Source organism: Tatumella sp. JGM94 (assembly GCF_018257595.1).
GTDB lineage: Bacteria > Pseudomonadota > Gammaproteobacteria > Enterobacterales > Enterobacteriaceae > Tatumella > Tatumella punctata.
Window position 1 is genome coordinate 295,687 of the sequence record NZ_JAERJN010000001.1, and the last position, 16,600, is coordinate 312,286.

Consider the following 16,600-nt stretch of genomic DNA (forward strand, 5'->3'; position numbering starts at 1 on the left):
CTGACGGGTGCAGCCTGCGCCAGTTTCTGCGACAATAGCCGCTTTTGAGGTCCTGCGGATACTGTGATGTCTGACCGTGATATGCTTTTTTCAGCACCGATCGAAAAATTAGGTGACTGGACTTTCGATGAACGGGTTGCTGAAGTCTTCCCTGATATGATCCAACGCTCAGTGCCGGGATATTCCAACATTATTTCAATGATCGGCATGCTGGCCGAACGTTTTGTCCAGCCCGATACCCGTGTTTATGACCTTGGCTGTTCTCTGGGCGCTGCTACCCTGTCGGTGCGCCGTAATATCCGGCACCCCGGATGCGAAATTATTGCTGTCGATAACTCACCGGCCATGGTCGAACGCTGCCGCCGGCATATTGATGCTTTCCGTGCACAGACACCGGTTCAGGTCATCGAAGACGATATCCGCACGGTTGAGATTACCAATGCCTCGCTGGTGGTACTGAATTTCACCCTGCAGTTTCTGGCCCCTGCCGAACGCCAGCAGTTGCTGAACAACATTTATCAGGGTCTTAAGCCGGGCGGTGCACTGGTATTGTCAGAAAAGTTCAGTTTCGAAGATCAGCAGATGGATGAGTTACTGTTTAATATGCACCACGACTTTAAACGGGCGAATGGATACAGCGAGCTGGAAATCAGCCAGAAGCGCAGCATGCTGGAAAACGTAATGCTGACAGACAGTGTTAACACGCATAAAGCACGGCTTAATAGCGCCGGATTCCGGCACGCCGAACAATGGTTTCAGTGTTTTAATTTTGGTTCACTTGTGGCAATAAAATGATTGATTTCGGACGTTTTTATCAGCAAATCGCTACCGGCCCTCTGGCCCCGTGGCTGGAAGTTCTGCCTGCACAGTTAAGCCAGTGGCAACGCGAAAATTTACATGGCCATTTCCGTTTGTGGAAAAAAGCCATTGATCACCTGCCAGCCCTGACTCCGGGGCAATGTGACCTGCTGAATGGCGTCAGTGCCGATAGTGATAATCTGACCCCGCGTCAGCGCCAGGGCATCGAAACACTGCTCCGTCAATTAATGCCGTGGCGTAAAGGTCCCTTTGCACTGTATGGCACCCGGATTAATACGGAATGGCGTTCCGACTGGAAATGGCAGCGGGTATTACCTCATATCTCGCCACTGGCGGGCCGTACCGTTCTGGATGTCGGTTGCGGCAGTGGCTACCATATGTGGCGGATGCTCGGTGAAGGCGCTGAACTGGTGGTGGGTATTGACCCGATGCAACTGTTTCTCTGCCAGTTCGAAGCGGTACGTAAACTGCTGGGCGATGATCGCCGTGCACACCTGCTGCCGGTAGGTATTGAACAGCTTCCGGAGCTGAATGCTTTTGACACCGTATTTTCTATGGGCGTGCTTTATCACCGCCGCTCTCCCCTTGACCACCTGATGCAATTAAAAAATCAGCTGATCAGCGGAGGGGAGCTGGTGCTGGAAACCCTGGTGGTGGAAGGTGATGAAAATACCGTACTGGTCCCCGGTGAACGTTATGCACAAATGCGTAATGTCTATTTTCTGCCATCGGCTGCTGCGCTGAAACACTGGCTGCAAAAATGCGGTTTTACCGAGGTGCGGATTGTCGACCATGCGGTCACTTCAACCGAAGAACAACGCCGGACTGACTGGATGACCAGCGAATCCCTGGCTGAATTTCTTGACCCTCAGGATAACCGCCTGACGGTGGAAGGTTACCCGGCGCCGCTACGGGCGGTACTGATTGCCCGTAAACCCTGACCATCACAGCCGGCGATTCTCTGCCGGCTGGCTGCAGGACTATTGCATCATACTTTTCATTGCCGAGACCATTTCGCCGTCCACGATGTAACGGGTAAATTCATCATCTGCAGAGTGGGAACTCATACTGACCCCTGCTTTACGGTAGTGCATCGGTGAACTCACCGCTTTACTGGCCGAACTGTGTATTTCACGTATCCCTGCGCCGGTAAACCGGTGCAGGTTACTCAGCCGGACACCGGACCCGGCCATAATCACGGGTCCGCGACTGCGGATATTCAGTTCGCTGAGCAGGGATAATCCGTTTTCCGCATGCTCCTGCTGGCCGGATGTCAGGATCCTCGCCACTCCCAGTTCGGTCAGTTCATCCAGCGCCCGGTAAGGGTTGTGACATAAATCAAACGCACGATGAAAAGTGACCGCCATACCGTCACATAACTGCATAATCTCCCGCATCCGCGCTATATCAATATGTGCATGCCTGTCGAGAATCCCCACCACCACCCCGGCAAAACCCAGCTGCTTAATCAGGGCAATATCTGATGTCATCGCAGCAAATTCCCTGTCGCTGTAGCAAAAGTCTCCGCCCCTCGGGCGGACAATCGGATGAACCGGTACCGTAACCCCGTTAATCACTTGCTGTAACACCCCGGCAGAGGGTGTCAGCCCGCCTTCACGTGGTCCGGCGCAAAGCTCGATACGATCCGCACCGGCTTCAGCGGCCTGTAACGCACAATCCGCACCGTAGCAGCAGATTTCCAGTATCGCCATGGGCTCCCCTTATCAAACAGTCTGTGTTGGTAATCGTAAAAATACGGATAAAAACTCTGTTAGTTGTCCGGTTTACGCGAGCGCCAATAATGGCAGTTAATCAGCACTAAAGGGGCGACCGGAATCACACCGGCGAAGTTAAGGGGATATAAATTCAAACAAAAATGGCAGTTGTACCGCAACGGACAACGCACAGATAACCGGCGTAACCATCATAACCGCAGGCAGCCAGCGTTCTCCGACTGCCGGGCAGTGACTATTTTTCGCTGGCGACAACCGCTTCAAGTGTATACGGGTGGAATTTTATCGTCGTTTTGCCGTCAGTTACCGCCAGAGTCGGGTTAGGCAGGCTGTCATGTTCTGCTGACGGGGCACTGGTTTTAAACGACATACCCGGCTGAGTCAGCCCGTGATCGGCAATCAGCGCCATCGCACGTTGCCCCAGGGTGTGCGGATCACCCGGCAGAACCACTTCAATATGTTCCCAGCCTTCATGAGGGTAATGTTTGCTGCCCGGCCACGGCAGTTCCACCACCGGGATCTGCCAGTTCAGCAGCCGCAGTGGCTGATGTAATCTGAACAGGCAGACCGGCCGCTGATTGATATCGGCACGGGAAAACATCTCTCCCAGTTCGCTTAAACCGGCAGCCCAGCGCTCTGCGGTGGCATTCTGATGGCAGCGCAGTGAAATATGGTCAGGCTGTAATTCTGCCAGCGACAATCCCAGCCGGTGAGCAAGGTTACTGAGATCACCGGCAAAGCGTTGCAGGTCATCGGCAAGATCCGGCAATAACCGGGAAAAAGTGGCAATATCAGTCATAGTGTTCCATCGGTAAAAAATCTGCGCCGCTATTTTTGCGACTCCCCCGCACCATGTAAAGCCCGCAGGGAAAAATATTCTCCGCCGGCTTCCGCGAACAGGGAGCTATCCGACTGCTGACGTCCGGCAGCCTTTCACGTATACTGCCCGACTCAATTTCGATTACTGCCCCTTACGTATTGAAAACCGGCAACCAGTGGTTGGCCGTGCACGGGGGTGTTAACAGCTTATAAAGGTAATTCGGTGAATATTCAGGCTATTCTTTCAGAAAAAATCAGTCAGGCAATGATCTCAGCTGGCGCTCCGGCCGACTGCGAAGCGCAGGTACGTCAGTCTGCCAAAGCACAGTTTGGCGACTATCAGGCCAACGGCATTATGGCTGTTGCCAAAAAAATGGGTCAGGCACCGCGACAACTGGCCGAGCAGGTGCTTAACCGCCTTGATCTGAAAGGAATTGCCAGCAAAACCGAAATTGCCGGTCCCGGCTTTATTAATATTTTCCTCGACCCGCAGTGGCTGGCTGCCCGGGCCGAACAGGCACTGGCGTCAGACAGTCTGAATATCTCGCCGGTAGCACCACAGACTATCGTGGTCGACTATTCGGCACCAAATGTGGCAAAAGAGATGCATGTGGGTCACTTGCGTTCCACGATTATCGGCGATGCTTCGGTTCGCACCCTGGAGTTTCTCGGACACAAGGTTATCCGTGCTAACCATATCGGCGACTGGGGTACCCAGTTCGGCATGTTAATTGCCTTCCTGGAGAAAAAACAACAGGAACAACAGACTGAGATCGCCCTGTCTGACCTGGAAGCCTTTTACCGTGAAGCAAAACAGCTTTATGACCAGGATGAGGCATTCGCTGCGCGGGCCCGCAGCTATGTGGTGAAATTACAGAGCGGTGACCAGTACTGTGCGCAGATGTGGAAGAAACTGGTGGATATCACCATGGCGCAGAACCAGTACAACTATGACCGTCTGAATGTCAGCCTGACACGTGACGATGTGATGGGTGAAAGCCTGTATAACTCTATGTTACCGGGCATTGTTGCTGATCTGGAACAAAAAGGCCTCGCGGTAGAAAGCGAAGGTGCCGTTGTCGTTTACCTGGATGAGTACAGGAATAAAGAAGGTGAACCTATGGGGGTGATCATCCGTAAAAAGGATGGCGGCTACCTGTACACCACCACCGATATTGCCTGTGCAAAATACCGTTATGAAACCCTGAAAGCCGATCGTGTGCTGTATTACATTGATTCACGTCAGCACCAGCACCTGATGCAGGCGTGGACTATCGTCCGTAAAGCCGGCTATGTCCCGGACAGCGTCCCGCTGGAACACCATATGTTTGGTATGATGCTGGGTAAAGACGGGCGTCCGTTTAAAACCCGTGCCGGTGGCACCATTAAACTGGCCGATCTGCTGGATGAAGCCCACGAACGTGCGCTGAAACTGGTCAGTGATAAAAATCCGGAGATGTCTGCACAGGAGCTGCAGCAGCTGGCCGAGGTTATCGGTATTGGTGCAGTAAAATATGCTGACCTGTCCAAAAGCCGTACCACGGATTATATTTTCGACTGGGACAATATGCTGGCTTTCGAAGGTAATACGGCACCTTATCTGCTGTACGCTTACACCCGCGTATTATCCGTTTTCCGTAAAGCCGGAATCAGCGAACAGACAACAGAAGGCAGTATCATCCTCAGCCAGCCACGTGAAGCAGCACTGGCAACTCGCTTATTGCAGTTTGAAGAAACCATCCTGCAGGTCGCCCGCGAAGGTACGCCTCACGTAATGTGTGCTTACTTATATGAGCTGGCCGTATTGTTCTCCGGTTTCTATGAGCACTGCCCGATTCTGGCCGCTGAGGATGACGCCACCCGCCATAGCCGTCTGAAACTGGCCAGCCTGACAGCCAGAACCCTGAAATGTGGTCTGGACACCCTCGGAATTAACACCGTCGAACGTATGTGATTTTCCTGACCGGAGCCCTCCTCCGGTATGGCGGAACAGTCGCAGGACAATGCGGGCTATACTACGCTTTCCTGTTTCTGTTCTGCCAGACGTTGCGCAACAACATAGCCCTTAACAGACTAACGCATAGTATTCTGTCGCTGCCGGTAAGTGACACGAACCTCAGTGCTAACCACACGAAAACCTGCGGGGATAACCGCACTGCTTTGTATCCGGAAACGCAGATAAAACGGCCCTGTTCCGCGATCTGAGTTGAACCAGTCTCCTGCGCCCTTGCCCCCGTCCAGCGTAAAACAATCACTCCCCCGGCATAACTGAGCCTGGAATCCGGCCGGGGCCGGGTCGGTTAGCTGGTAATACCAGCCAGTGCGAAGAATATTGCCGGCGGATGGCACAACAATATTTAGCGGGCGTGTCGTCACCCAGTGGCCGCGGCGGGTCATTGCCGGGCCCGGCAGGCTGCCACTGAGCGTGATATCAGCCGCTGGCAGCCTTACGGCCACGACCAGCAGCAGCAACAGAGAACAGCGTGAAATATACGCCACCGGTTACTGGCTGCCCAGGCTGGCGGTCTGACGAATTGGCCGGTGAGTTTTTACCTCAGCAGACGACATAACGACCAGTTGCGGAAAGCTGCGACGTAAGTAGCGGGAGAGCAGCTCCCGGAGCCCGGCCCGGACCACCAGCACCGGTGTCACCCCCAATCCTTCCTGGGTCTGTATCGCTTCTGCGGTTTGTGCTGTCAGGTGTTCTGCCAGCCCGGGCTCAAGGGCACCACCGGTTTGCGCCACCTGTAATAACAGATTTTCTGTGGCCGGTTGCAGTCCAATCACCTGTATCTCATCATCTCCGGGAAAACACTGCTGAGTGATGGCCCTGCCTAGCGCGATCCGCACTGCACTGGTCAGTTGCTGGCTGTCGGCTGTTATCGGGCTATGCTCCGCCAGGGTTTCTATAATGGTGCACATATCGCGCACCGGAACCTGTTCACCGAGTAAATTCTGTAACACCTTGTGCAGGGTCGTCAGGCTGATCAGTTCAGGAATCAGTCCTTCAGTCAGCTTTGGCATTTCACGACTGAGACGTTCCAGCAATTGCCGGGCTTCCTGACGTCCGAACAGTTCACTGGCAGACTGACTCAGCAGGTGATTGAGGTGCGTAGCCACCACTGTACTGGCCTCGACCACAGTGTACCCCTGCGTTCTGGCCTGTTCACGCAGTGCGCCGTCGATCCATACGGCCTGTAACCCAAACGCAGGGTCACGGGTGATATCACCCGGCAGTTCTCCGGTCGCTCCCCCCGGATTAATAGCAAGCCAGCGCCCGGGCCAGACATCCCCCCGACCAATCTCGACACCTTTCATCAGAATCCGGTAGCAGGATGCCGCCAGACTGAGGTTATCGCTGATATGTACCGGTGGCGGCAGAAATCCCATCGTCCGGGCAAATTTTTTGCGGATCCCGCGGATACGGCCGGGCAAATCGCCCTGACGGGCTTCATCAACCAGCGGAATCAGCCGGTACCCGACTTCCATTGCCAGCGGATCTTCAAGGGTCACATCATCCCAGCTGACCTCAGCCGCCGGTATTGCCGGTGCCTGAGACTGTAACTGCTGTGCAGCTCCGGCCAGCTGCTGTTCGCGTCCTTTCAGCCACCAGGCCAGCAGCAGCAACGCCGCAGTAAACAGTAAAAACACCAGATTCGGCATGCCGGGCACAATCCCCAGTAATCCGAGCACCGCGGCACTTAACAACATCACCCGCGGCTGACTGAACAGCTGGGAAACCATCTGCTCACCCACATTATTATCGGTACTGACCCGGGTCACAATCACCCCGGCAGCCGTCGAAATGACCAGCGCCGGAATCTGAGCCACCAGTCCGTCGCCAATGGTCAGCAGGGTATAACTGGCCGCCGCCTGACCTAAATCCAGCCCGTGCTGTACAACCCCGACCAGTAATCCACCGATAATATTAATCACCATGATCAGGATCCCGGCAATGGCATCACCGCGGACAAATTTACTGGCGCCATCCATTGAACCGTAAAAATCAGCTTCCTGGGAAACATCACTGCGCCTGGTTTTTGCTTCATCCTCGCCAATCAGGCCGGCATTCAGATCCGCATCTATTGCCATCTGTTTGCCTGGCATACCGTCAAGCACAAAACGCGCACCGACTTCGGCAATACGTCCGGCACCTTTAGTGATCACCATAAAGTTAATCACCACCAGGATCACGAACACCACAATCCCAATCGCAAAATTTCCGCCAACCAGAAAATGACCAAAAGCCTCGACCACTTTCCCCGCAGCCCCTGCCCCCGTATGCCCCTGTAATAAAATGATCCGTGTCGACGCGATATTCAGGGCCAGACGTAACAGGGTCGCGAACAATAATACGGTCGGAAATGCGGCAAATTCGAGGGTTTTACGGGTGAACATAGCCACCAGCAACACCATAACCGACAAGGCAATATTAAAAGTAAACAGCATATCGAGCAGGAACGGGGGCAGCGGCAGTACCATCATCGCCAGGATAACCAGAATCAGTACCGGCCCTGCCAGGATCTGCCACTCCACATCACTCCAGCGTGCAGGAAGACGCAGTTTCTTTGCCAGATTATCCATGGGGGGAAATGTCTCCTGTTATATCCATTTGCTGCGGCACCTCGAGATTTTTCGGTGTCAGCGGTTGACTGCCGCCGGTCGTTTTCCAGCGTCTCAGTTGCCACACCCAGGCCAGCACTTCTGCGACTGCCCCGTATAACGCGCCGGGGATATATTCACCGGGCTCCGTATGGCGATACAGGGCTCGTGCCAGCGGTGGTGCTTCCAGAGTGGGTATCCGGTGTTGCTGCGCAATCGCGCGTATCCTTTCTGCCAGCTTGTCACTGCCTTTGGCCACGACTTTAGGGGCCTGCATTTTGCCTTCCTGGTACTGTAAGGCCACTGCAAAATGTGTCGGGTTAGTCACAACAACATCCGCTTCCGCCACTGCCGACATCATCCTTTGCCGGGCTGCGGCGCGCATCTGCTGGCGTATCCGGCTTTTAAGATGCGGATCACCTTCCTGCTGTTTGTATTCATCCCGCAAATCCTGACGCGACATCCGCAGTTTTTTCTGGTAGCTGTACAACTGCCAGAAAACATCCAGCCCGGCCATTGGCAGCATGCCCAGCACTACCCACAGTCCGCAGACCACAATCAGTGACAAACCGCGGGAGATGGCCACACCGGCAGGTAAAGTGATCAATACCAGAAACTCGTCCCAGTGCCGGTACAGATAACTACCGGCAAGAGTGCCGGTGATCACCACTTTCAGCAGCGCTTTGGTCAGTTCTGCCACCATCTGGCCGCTAAACAGGCGTTTAACGCCGCTGAGCGGATTCATCCGGCCGGGGGAAAATTTCAGGGATTTACCGCTCAGGGACATACCGCCTATCAGTAAAGGTGAACATGCCGCCACCAGCATGATCCCGGCCATCAGCGGTGCCAGAGCAAGAACACACTGCCAGAGTAAGCTGCTGCTGTGGAGTAACGGCGTCTGATCCCGGGTAATGCGCTGGTCGAAGACAAAACCACTGCGCATCATGCGGGTTAACGCTTCCGCCATCGATACCGCGCTGAGGCGTAATAACAGTAGTCCGGCAAATAACATTAATAATGAGGTCAGCTCCCGTGAACGGGGAATATCGCCTTCTTCACGGGCCTTTTCTATCCGCCGGCTGCTGGGGGCTTCGGTTTTATCTTCCTGATCCTGATCGGCCACAACACTGCTCTGCTGATTGCTGAAAAATCAAGCATAACAGAGGCCTGTCGGATCTATCGTTCAGATATCCGGAGGAAACACCCGGTTATTCCGGGATCGGTGCTCAGAATCCGAGACTGTCCAGTAAGTCATCCACCTGGTCCTGGTTAGCAATAACACCGCTGGCACTGCTATCGATCTGTGGTCCGTTTAACAGACTGTCTTGCTCTGTTTTCGCGGGCAGTGCCGCCTCAGGTATATTTTCCAGCAATACCATCAGTAATTGCCGCTCAATTTCCTGAATAACTTCCATCATCCGCTTAATCACCTGACCGGTAAGATCCTGAAAATCCTGAGCCATCATAATGGCAAGCAACTGCTGGTTAGTGAAACCCGTATGTTCAGGCACTTCAGCCAGAAACTGCCGGGTATCTGTTACCAGTTGCCGTGCATCATTAAGTTCTATCGGATCGGCGAACCACAGATCCCAGCGTCCGGCCAGTGCCACAGACTGCTGTTGCAGCTGGTCCTGATGTGGCTGTGCCGCTTCGACACAACTTAACGCCCGGTCTGCAGCCTGAGCAGTCATCTGTACCACATAATCCAGCCGGTCACGGGCATCGGGGATGGCTTCTGCAGCATCGGCTATTGCCTGTTCAAGCCCCATCGCCCGTAAATTATCCCGTAACATCCGGGCCAGAGACCCGACTTTTGTGACAATGTCACGTACAGTTTTGTCGTTATCAGGTAGCGGAATCTGGTTCATCTGTGTCCCCTAAATACCGAGTTTTTCAAAAATTTTATTCAGTTTTTCTTCCAGAATAGCGGCGGTAAACGGCTTAACCACATAACCGCTGGCCCCGGCCTGTGCGGCGGCAATAATATTTTCTTTTTTGGCTTCCGCGGTGACCATCAGTACCGGCATCGCCGATAATTTACCGTCCGCGCGAATACTGTGTAACAGCTCAAGCCCGTCCATATTGGGCATATTCCAGTCAGTGATCACAAACCCGAAATTTCCGGCTTGTAATTTATTCAGGGCATCCACCCCGTCTTCGGCTTCTTCTACATTGGTAAACCCCAGCTCTTTTAATAAATTACGGACAATACGCCGCATGGTATTAAAATCATCAACAACTAAAAAATGTAAGTTACTGTCCGCCATTGCACTTTCCTTTGTGTTCGCTACTGCTTAGATTAAATACGGAGCGATTGTCCGCGGCTGATATGCGCCAGCATCTGCTGACTGATATTCTCCAGGTCGACCACTTCACAGGCCGCTTCCAGCAGAATTGCTTCGCGCGGCATGCCAAAGACCACACAGGTTGCTTCACTTTGCGCAATGGTCCAGGCTTTGGCGTTACGCATTTTCAGTAATCCGCTGGCACCGTCATTTCCCATCCCGGTGAGGATCACCCCGACTGCGTTACGTCCGGCAAATCTGGCCACCGAATTAAACAGAACATCTACCGATGGCCGGTGGCGATTTACCGGTTCACTGTTATGCAATTTAATCTGATAATTTGCCCCGCTGCGTCCCAGTTCCATATGCATAGAACCGGGGGCAATGTAGGCAAAACCAGGCAGAACCCGCTCCCCCTCTTCCGCTTCTTTCACGGTGATTTGACAAAGCCGGTTCAGGCGTTCAGCAAAAGAATGGGTGAATCCCGGCGGCATATGCTGGGTAATAAGTACCGCCGGTGAGGCGGCAGGTAAAGGTTCCAGTACCCGGCGCAGGGCTTCAGTCCCCCCTGTCGATGCCCCAATCGCAATCAGTTTTTCACTGCTGAGGATCGGCGGCGCATTGAGAATGCCCGGAGCGCCTGACGCTGATGGCCGGTAGAGCCGGGCACGGGCAGCAATACGAATCTTCTCGGCAATCACCTGACAATAGGCCAGCATACCCTCGCGCAAACCCAGTTGCGGTTTAGTCACAAAGTCTACAGCCCCCAGTTCAAGCGCCCTGAGAGTAACCTCCGAACCTTTACCCGTCAGTGATGACACCATAATTACCGGCATTGGCCGTAAACGCATCAGCTTTTCCAGGAACTCCAGCCCGTCCATACGGGGCATTTCCACATCCAGTGTCAGCACTGTCGGGTTAAACTGTTTAATCAGCTCCCGTGCCACCAGCGGATCCGGTGCCGTCGCGACCATTTCCATATCCTGCTGGCTGTTTACAATTTCCGTCATTAGCTGGCGCATCAGAGCTGAATCATCAACACTCAGCACAGTAATTTTACTCATTGCCTTTCCTTAGCCAGACTGTAAACCGTCTTGCCCCGTAGCCAAAAATCCTGACTTATCTGACTGAAATTTTCAGAATGCCCCGCAAACAAGAGCCCGCCGGGTTTCAGATACCGGACCATCTGCCGCAGAATGGCCTCTTGCGTAGATTTATCAAAATAAATCATAATGTTACGACAAAATATAGCATCGCATTTTTCCGGGAGTTTCCAGTCAGGGCTCAGTAAATTGAGCTGTGAGAACTGTACATAATGGCTCAGCTCGGGCCGCACACGAACCAGCCCCTGTTGTGCCCCTTTTCCTTTCAGAAAATAACGCTGTAACTGCTCTGCCGTCAGCATATCCAGTGACTCACGCCGATAGATCCCCTGCCTGGCTTTTTCCAGCACTCCGGTATCAATATCACTGGCAAATACCTGAAATTTACCGGGCGCCATCCCTAAAGTATCGGCCAGAGTCATAGCAATAGAATAAGGTTCTTCACCGGTAGAGGCCGCACAGCTCCAGACGCTGTAACTGCCATGCCGGCTGCGAGCGTGCTCAGCCAGTAGCGGAAAATGGTGTGCTTCACGAAAAAACGAAGTCAGATTAGTGGTCAGCGCATTAATAAACTCCTGCCATTCACTGCTGGCGGGCTGACTTTCCAGCATCGCCAGATATTGACCAAAATCGTTCATCTGTAATAACCGTAACCGGCGCATCAGACGGTTGTAGACCATTTCCCGTTTATGTGCGGCCAGCACAATACCGGCCCGCTGATAGATAAGCTGACACAATCGCTGGAAATTGGCCTCTGACAATAACAACTTATGTGGCTGGCTGGCCGCAGGTAGCTTTTGCCGCGCCGCCGTATTGGGTAGTTTATCCATAGATTAACCGTAATCCTTTACATCAGCTGACAGGGCGTCTCCGGGAAATCTCTGCCGGGACCGGCAGGGGGAATTCCCCGCCAGTATTTCCCGGTGCATTATTCCGGCCGGTAACTGTACAGGGCTCAAAATGTTTCCCAGTTATCAGGCGAATTATCCGCAGACTGACTGTGACCGCGAGCGACTTTGGCACTGGCCGCACCGGTCAGCAATTTTACGTCATTTTCATGAGTGACAGGCCCGATACGGAACACAGCGACTGCCTGTTTCAGTAAACCTGCCTGTTCTTCCAGTGTCGCTGCAGAAGTTGCCGACTCTTCGACCAGAGTGGCATTTTGCTGAGTCACCTGATCCATCTCTGTCACTGCGGTACTGACCAGGTCAATACCACGACTTTGCTCTTCCGATGCCGAGGCAATCTCGCCCATAATGTCGGTCACCCGGGTAACCGCATTGACAATTTCTCCCATAGTGACACCGGCATTTTCCACCAGTTGTGAACCGGAATCGATGCGGCTGACCGAGTCTTCAATCAGGATTTTAATTTCTTTGGCCGCCTGGGCACTGCGCTGTGCGAGGTTGCGTACCTCTCCGGCAACCACTGCGAATCCCCGCCCCTGCTCTCCGGCACGGGCCGCTTCGACCGCCGCATTCAGGGCCAGAATATTAGTCTGGAAGGCAATACCATCAATCACACTGGTAATATCGGCAATTTTCTGTGAACTGCCGGCAATATCTTTCATGGTGGTGACAACATTATCGACCACAGATCCACCGTGCCGCGCCGTATCTGATGCATTTAACGCCAGTTGTGACGCCTGACGCGCATTTTCGGCATTCTGTTTCACCGTTGCGGTCAGTTGTTCCATACTGGATGCGGTTTCTTCCAGTGATGCGGCCTGTTGTTCGGTACGGGCAGACAAATCGGTACTGCCATTCGCTATTTCGCTGGCCCCGGTATAAATAGATTCGGAGCTATCGCGCACCAGTCCGACCGTATTTCTCAGCTCCTGCTGCATATAACGGACAGTACTGAGTAGTTCCCCCATCTCATTACTGGTGGTTACGTCAATAGCATGGGTCAGATCGCCATTAGCAACCTGGCGAATATGTTCAATCCCCTGACGTAATGGCCTCAGCAGGATCCGGTGCATCCCCAGCCAGACCAGCCCTACCACCAGCAAAGTGACGATCAGTACTCCGATAATCATCCATTCAGCATGCAGAAAATCCACCGCACTCTGAGTAATTCCCTGATCGGTCAGCTCATCATTACGCTTCAGCCAGCCGTTATAATTATCCTCAAACCTTTTTTGTTGTTCCAGCACCGGCATATCGATAAATTCGGCAATCTTACCCTCACTGACCAGCATCAGTAATTCGTCTAATCCGGCACGATATTTTTTATAACTTTTTTGTAAATCCTGCTGGCGAGGATCTTTAAGACCACTGTCGGTCAGTGCACTGGTATAGTTCTGATATTCTTCATCAGCCAGCTTAATCTGGTCCGCCGCATTTTTAAGCAGCACCTGAACCTGTTTATTACTCTGCAATGCGTTAATATTTTGCTGTGCACTGATTGCCGCCATACTGATATTATTTCTCGCCTCCAGCAGGGCACTGCTAACCCCGGTAATATATTGTTGTTGATCGCGTAGCACCTGGCTGAAATAAAAATTATCCTTGCCGGTTTTAAGCATCTGAAAAAAAAGCCCGCCACTGGCAATCTGTAATACTGCCATCAGGCAAAGCACACATAATAGACTGGTTACAATTTTCATCCGACTGAACATAATGACCTCTGTAATAAGCATGACTCTGCTTATATCGGCCCGGCATGATTAATCTTTATTATCTGCTTACTATCAGCAGTCAAAATAAAGGCGACTAAATGCCGCCAGAAAGTTTTTATTTTTTACACAGCTGGTTAGCCGAGGGTATCGACCAGTGCCATTTCTTCACTGTTTAGTAATTTTTCGATATCCACCAGAATTAACATACGATCACCTCTGGCACCCAGCCCTGTCAGATATTCGGTTGACAGAGTGACAGTGAATTCCGGCGCAGCACGAATATCATCTTTACTCAGAGCGAGGACGTCAGATACCCCGTCCACCACAATCCCCACCACCCTGTGTTTAAGATTAAGCACTATCACTACCGTATTTTCATTATAGGAAATATTATCCTGCAAAAATTTAATGCGCATATCCAGAATCGGCACAATCACTCCGCGCAGGTTAGTGACGCCTTTAATAAATGGCGGGGTATTGGCAATCCGTGTGACGTGATCGTACCCGCGAATTTCCTGTACCTTAAGAATATCAATACCGTATTCTTCATCACCCAGCGTAAATACCAGAAATTCCTGGGAAACGATTTCCTCTGTTATTTGTTCCACATTAACCCCGCAAATCTATTCGACGAGCTTACCCGATTTCGCGGATAAACATTTATCCCGATGAAATGACTGCAATACCGCAATATCAACGATAAACGCGACACTGCCGTCTCCCATAATGGTTGCTGCAGAGATGCCTTCAACTTTGCGGTAATTACTTTCAAGATTTTTTACCACGACCTGATGCTGGCCAATAAGCTGATCAACCAGTAAGGCATAACGTTTACCGGCAGTTTGTAAAATAATCGCGATACCCCGGGTCGGATCCGTATGGGCATTATCCACATCAAATACGGATGATAACACCACCAGCGGTAAATACTCGCCACGGACTTCGAGTACCCGCTCCCCTCCGGCTAACGCTTTCAGCCCTTTACTGTCAGGCTGCAGTGATTCCATCACCGCATTAAGGGGCAGGATAAAGACTTCATTTCCCACCCGCACCGACATACCGTCGAGGATTGCCAGGGTCAGGGGCAGCAGGATACGGATGGTGGTACCGGCACCGGGTATAGACGTTATTTCGACATGTCCGCCCATCTGCTGGATATTCCGTTTTACCACGTCCATCCCGACTCCCCGTCCGGAGACATCAGTCACCTGTTCTGCCGTCGAAAATCCGGGCGCAAAAATTAACAGACCGATCTCATCGTCGCTGATATTGTCATGAACAGGAATGCCTGACTGCCTGGCTTTGGCGAGTATCTTTTCATGGTTCAGGCCCGCGCCGTCATCCGTAACCTCAATACAGATATTACCACCGCGGTGTTCCGCAGACAGGATCAGGTTACCGGTTTCGGTTTTACCCTGTTGCAGCCGCTGCTGAGGAGATTCAATACCATGATCCAGACTATTACGCACCAGATGTGTCAGTGGATCGATGATTCGCTCTATCAGACTTTTATCGAGTTCCGTTGAACTGCCTTGTAATGTCAGCTCAATTTTCTTATCCAGTTTCGCGGCCAGATCACGCACCAGCCGCGGAAAACGGCTGAATACATACTCCATGGGCATCATCCGGATAGACATTACCGACTCCTGTAAATCCCGGGCGTTACGTTCCAGCTGGCTCATACTGTTCAGCAGGTCTCCGTGTACGCCCGGCTCAAGCGTATTGGCATGCTGCTGCAGCATCGACTGGGTAATCACCAGTTCTCCTACCAGATTAATCAGCTGGTCAACTTTCTCAACAGCCACCCGGATACTGGTAGACTCGCTGGCTTTTACGACCGGTGCCTGATGGCGTGCGGCTTTCGCAGGCACAACATCATCCGTATTCTCTCTGCTCTCTTTGACCGGCGGATGGGATTCGCCGGGCGAAACAAAATGTATTTGCTGCTCATCAACCACAAAACAGAGCACCGCCAGTAAATCATCGGCACTGACTCCCTGCACTGTCGCTTCAATACTGCCGGGTTGCTGTACCACATCCGACACATTTCCCAGATGTCGTATTTCGTTTAACAGGGTCTCAGCTTCATTGGTTTTCAAAGACTCCAGCCGGATACGTAGCGGCAGGGGCTCGCTGCCCGATGTTGTCCCTGTCGCAGGTTCAGTATGGGTCTCTGCGGCTACTGTTTGCCCGCAGACCTGGTCCGTTATCGGAGGGGGATCGCCGGTAACACCCAGGGCTATCTGCCGCAGCATTTGGCAAATATAGCTAAAGCTTTCTTCATCGGGTTGCTGCGCAGTTTTATAGGCATTCAGCTGTTCTTGCATAATGTCTTTGGTTTCCAGAAACGTATTGATAATACTGCTATTCAGCGCCAGTTCACCACGGCGGGCACTGTCGAGGATATTTTCCAGAATATGGGTCGTCTCCTGTAGCACAGTGAAACCGAAAGTGGCTGCTCCGCCTTTGATCGAATGGGCCGCTCTGAAAATAGCATTCAGTTGCTCGGCTTCCGGAGTCGCCGGGTCAAGTGCCAGCAGATGCTGTTCCATATCCGCCAGTAATTCATCGGCTTCATCGAAAAAGGTCTGATAAAAATCACTGATATCCATTGTC

At 52.5% G+C, this 16,600-nt stretch carries 15 protein-coding genes; 3 read left to right on the forward strand and 12 right to left on the reverse strand.

Features of this window, described 5'->3' with window-relative positions:
* Positions 1-66 precede the first annotated feature (66 nt).
* Both cmoA and cmoB read left to right on the forward strand, forming a co-directional pair.
* Positions 67-795: a carboxy-S-adenosyl-L-methionine synthase CmoA gene (cmoA, locus tag JK216_RS01400; RefSeq protein ID WP_212709241.1), complete on the forward strand. Its 729-nt coding sequence runs from the start codon at positions 67-69 to the stop codon at positions 793-795.
* Positions 792-1,760: a tRNA 5-methoxyuridine(34)/uridine 5-oxyacetic acid(34) synthase CmoB gene (cmoB, locus tag JK216_RS01405; protein WP_212709240.1), complete on the forward strand. Its 969-nt coding sequence runs from the start codon at positions 792-794 to the stop codon at positions 1,758-1,760. Before cmoA ends, cmoB begins: the two co-directional genes overlap by 4 nt.
* A gap of 39 nt (positions 1,761-1,799) precedes the next feature.
* Here the strand turns inward: cmoB and cutC are convergent, their stop codons facing one another.
* A complete protein-coding gene (cutC, locus tag JK216_RS01410) occupies positions 1,800-2,531 on the reverse strand; it encodes a copper homeostasis protein CutC (protein ID WP_212711491.1) in 732 nt (243 codons plus the stop codon).
* A gap of 256 nt (positions 2,532-2,787) precedes the next feature.
* Positions 2,788-3,351, reverse strand: coding sequence for a VOC family protein (locus JK216_RS01415; RefSeq protein WP_212709238.1), 564 nt, complete (start codon positions 3,349-3,351; stop codon positions 2,788-2,790).
* Between the two features lie 243 nt (positions 3,352-3,594).
* Between JK216_RS01415 and argS the strand changes: the two genes are divergently transcribed.
* On the forward strand, positions 3,595-5,325 hold the full coding sequence (gene argS / locus JK216_RS01420; RefSeq protein WP_212709237.1) for an arginine--tRNA ligase: 1,731 nt from the start codon (positions 3,595-3,597) through the stop codon (positions 5,323-5,325).
* 119 nt (positions 5,326-5,444) lie between these two features.
* Here argS and JK216_RS01425 read toward each other — a convergent pair whose 3' ends face one another.
* From JK216_RS01425 to cheA, 10 genes are all read right to left on the reverse strand, one after another.
* Positions 5,445-5,870, reverse strand: a complete 426-nt coding sequence (locus tag JK216_RS01425; RefSeq protein WP_212711490.1) for a flagellar protein FlhE — start codon at positions 5,868-5,870, stop codon at positions 5,445-5,447.
* A 3-nt stretch (positions 5,871-5,873) separates the two neighbouring features.
* Positions 5,874-7,955, reverse strand: a complete 2,082-nt coding sequence (flhA, locus tag JK216_RS01430; RefSeq protein ID WP_212711489.1) for a flagellar biosynthesis protein FlhA — start codon at positions 7,953-7,955, stop codon at positions 5,874-5,876.
* The gene (gene flhB / locus JK216_RS01435) at positions 7,948-9,096 is read right to left on the reverse strand and encodes a flagellar biosynthesis protein FlhB (protein ID WP_212711488.1); all 1,149 of its coding nucleotides are present in this window, start codon (positions 9,094-9,096) and stop codon (positions 7,948-7,950) included. The genes flhA and flhB overlap by 8 nt, the downstream gene beginning before the upstream one ends.
* Before the next feature lie 103 nt (positions 9,097-9,199).
* Positions 9,200-9,841 carry a protein phosphatase CheZ gene (cheZ, locus tag JK216_RS01440; RefSeq protein WP_212710237.1) on the reverse strand — a complete coding sequence of 214 codons (642 nt, stop codon included), beginning with the start codon at positions 9,839-9,841 and terminating at the stop codon, positions 9,200-9,202.
* A gap of 9 nt (positions 9,842-9,850) precedes the next feature.
* Positions 9,851-10,240 (reverse strand): chemotaxis response regulator CheY, encoded by a 390-nt coding sequence (cheY, locus tag JK216_RS01445; RefSeq protein WP_212709232.1) that lies wholly within the window; start codon positions 10,238-10,240, stop codon positions 9,851-9,853.
* A gap of 32 nt (positions 10,241-10,272) precedes the next feature.
* Positions 10,273-11,322, reverse strand: a complete 1,050-nt coding sequence (locus JK216_RS01450; RefSeq protein WP_212709231.1) for a chemotaxis response regulator protein-glutamate methylesterase — start codon at positions 11,320-11,322, stop codon at positions 10,273-10,275.
* A complete protein-coding gene (gene cheR, locus JK216_RS01455) occupies positions 11,319-12,191 on the reverse strand; it encodes a protein-glutamate O-methyltransferase CheR (RefSeq protein WP_212709230.1) in 873 nt (290 codons plus the stop codon). The genes JK216_RS01450 and cheR overlap by 4 nt, the downstream gene beginning before the upstream one ends.
* Before the next feature lie 125 nt (positions 12,192-12,316).
* Complete coding sequence (locus tag JK216_RS01460) at positions 12,317-13,984, reverse strand: methyl-accepting chemotaxis protein (RefSeq protein ID WP_212709229.1); 1,668 nt, start codon at positions 13,982-13,984, stop codon at positions 12,317-12,319.
* Between the two features lie 134 nt (positions 13,985-14,118).
* On the reverse strand, positions 14,119-14,607 hold the full coding sequence (gene cheW, locus JK216_RS01465; protein ID WP_212709257.1) for a chemotaxis protein CheW: 489 nt from the start codon (positions 14,605-14,607) through the stop codon (positions 14,119-14,121).
* Positions 14,608-16,596: a chemotaxis protein CheA gene (gene cheA / locus JK216_RS01470; RefSeq protein WP_212709256.1), complete on the reverse strand. Its 1,989-nt coding sequence runs from the start codon at positions 16,594-16,596 to the stop codon at positions 14,608-14,610.
* Positions 16,597-16,600: the final 4 nt, after the last annotated feature.

What these genes read in the sequence shown, in the direction of transcription:
- JK216_RS01450 (WP_212709231.1), bottom strand. Translation starts at nt 11,322, where the DNA reads ATGAGTAAAATTACTGTGCTGAGTGTTGATGATTCAGCTCTGATGCGC.
- cmoA (WP_212709241.1), top strand. Translation starts at nt 67, where the DNA reads ATGTCTGACCGTGATATGCTTTTTTCAGCACCGATCGAAAAATTAGGT.
- cheY (WP_212709232.1), bottom strand. Translation starts at nt 10,240, where the DNA reads ATGGCGGACAGTAACTTACATTTTTTAGTTGTTGATGATTTTAATACC.
- cheZ (WP_212710237.1), bottom strand. Translation starts at nt 9,841, where the DNA reads ATGAACCAGATTCCGCTACCTGATAACGACAAAACTGTACGTGACATT.
- cheR (WP_212709230.1), bottom strand. Translation starts at nt 12,191, where the DNA reads ATGGATAAACTACCCAATACGGCGGCGCGGCAAAAGCTACCTGCGGCC.
- flhA (WP_212711489.1), bottom strand. Translation starts at nt 7,955, where the DNA reads ATGGATAATCTGGCAAAGAAACTGCGTCTTCCTGCACGCTGGAGTGAT.
- cmoB (WP_212709240.1), top strand. Translation starts at nt 792, where the DNA reads ATGATTGATTTCGGACGTTTTTATCAGCAAATCGCTACCGGCCCTCTG.
- cheA (WP_212709256.1), bottom strand. Translation starts at nt 16,596, where the DNA reads ATGGATATCAGTGATTTTTATCAGACCTTTTTCGATGAAGCCGATGAA.
- cutC (WP_212711491.1), bottom strand. Translation starts at nt 2,531, where the DNA reads ATGGCGATACTGGAAATCTGCTGCTACGGTGCGGATTGTGCGTTACAG.
- JK216_RS01415 (WP_212709238.1), bottom strand. Translation starts at nt 3,351, where the DNA reads ATGACTGATATTGCCACTTTTTCCCGGTTATTGCCGGATCTTGCCGAT.
- JK216_RS01460 (WP_212709229.1), bottom strand. Translation starts at nt 13,984, where the DNA reads ATGTTCAGTCGGATGAAAATTGTAACCAGTCTATTATGTGTGCTTTGC.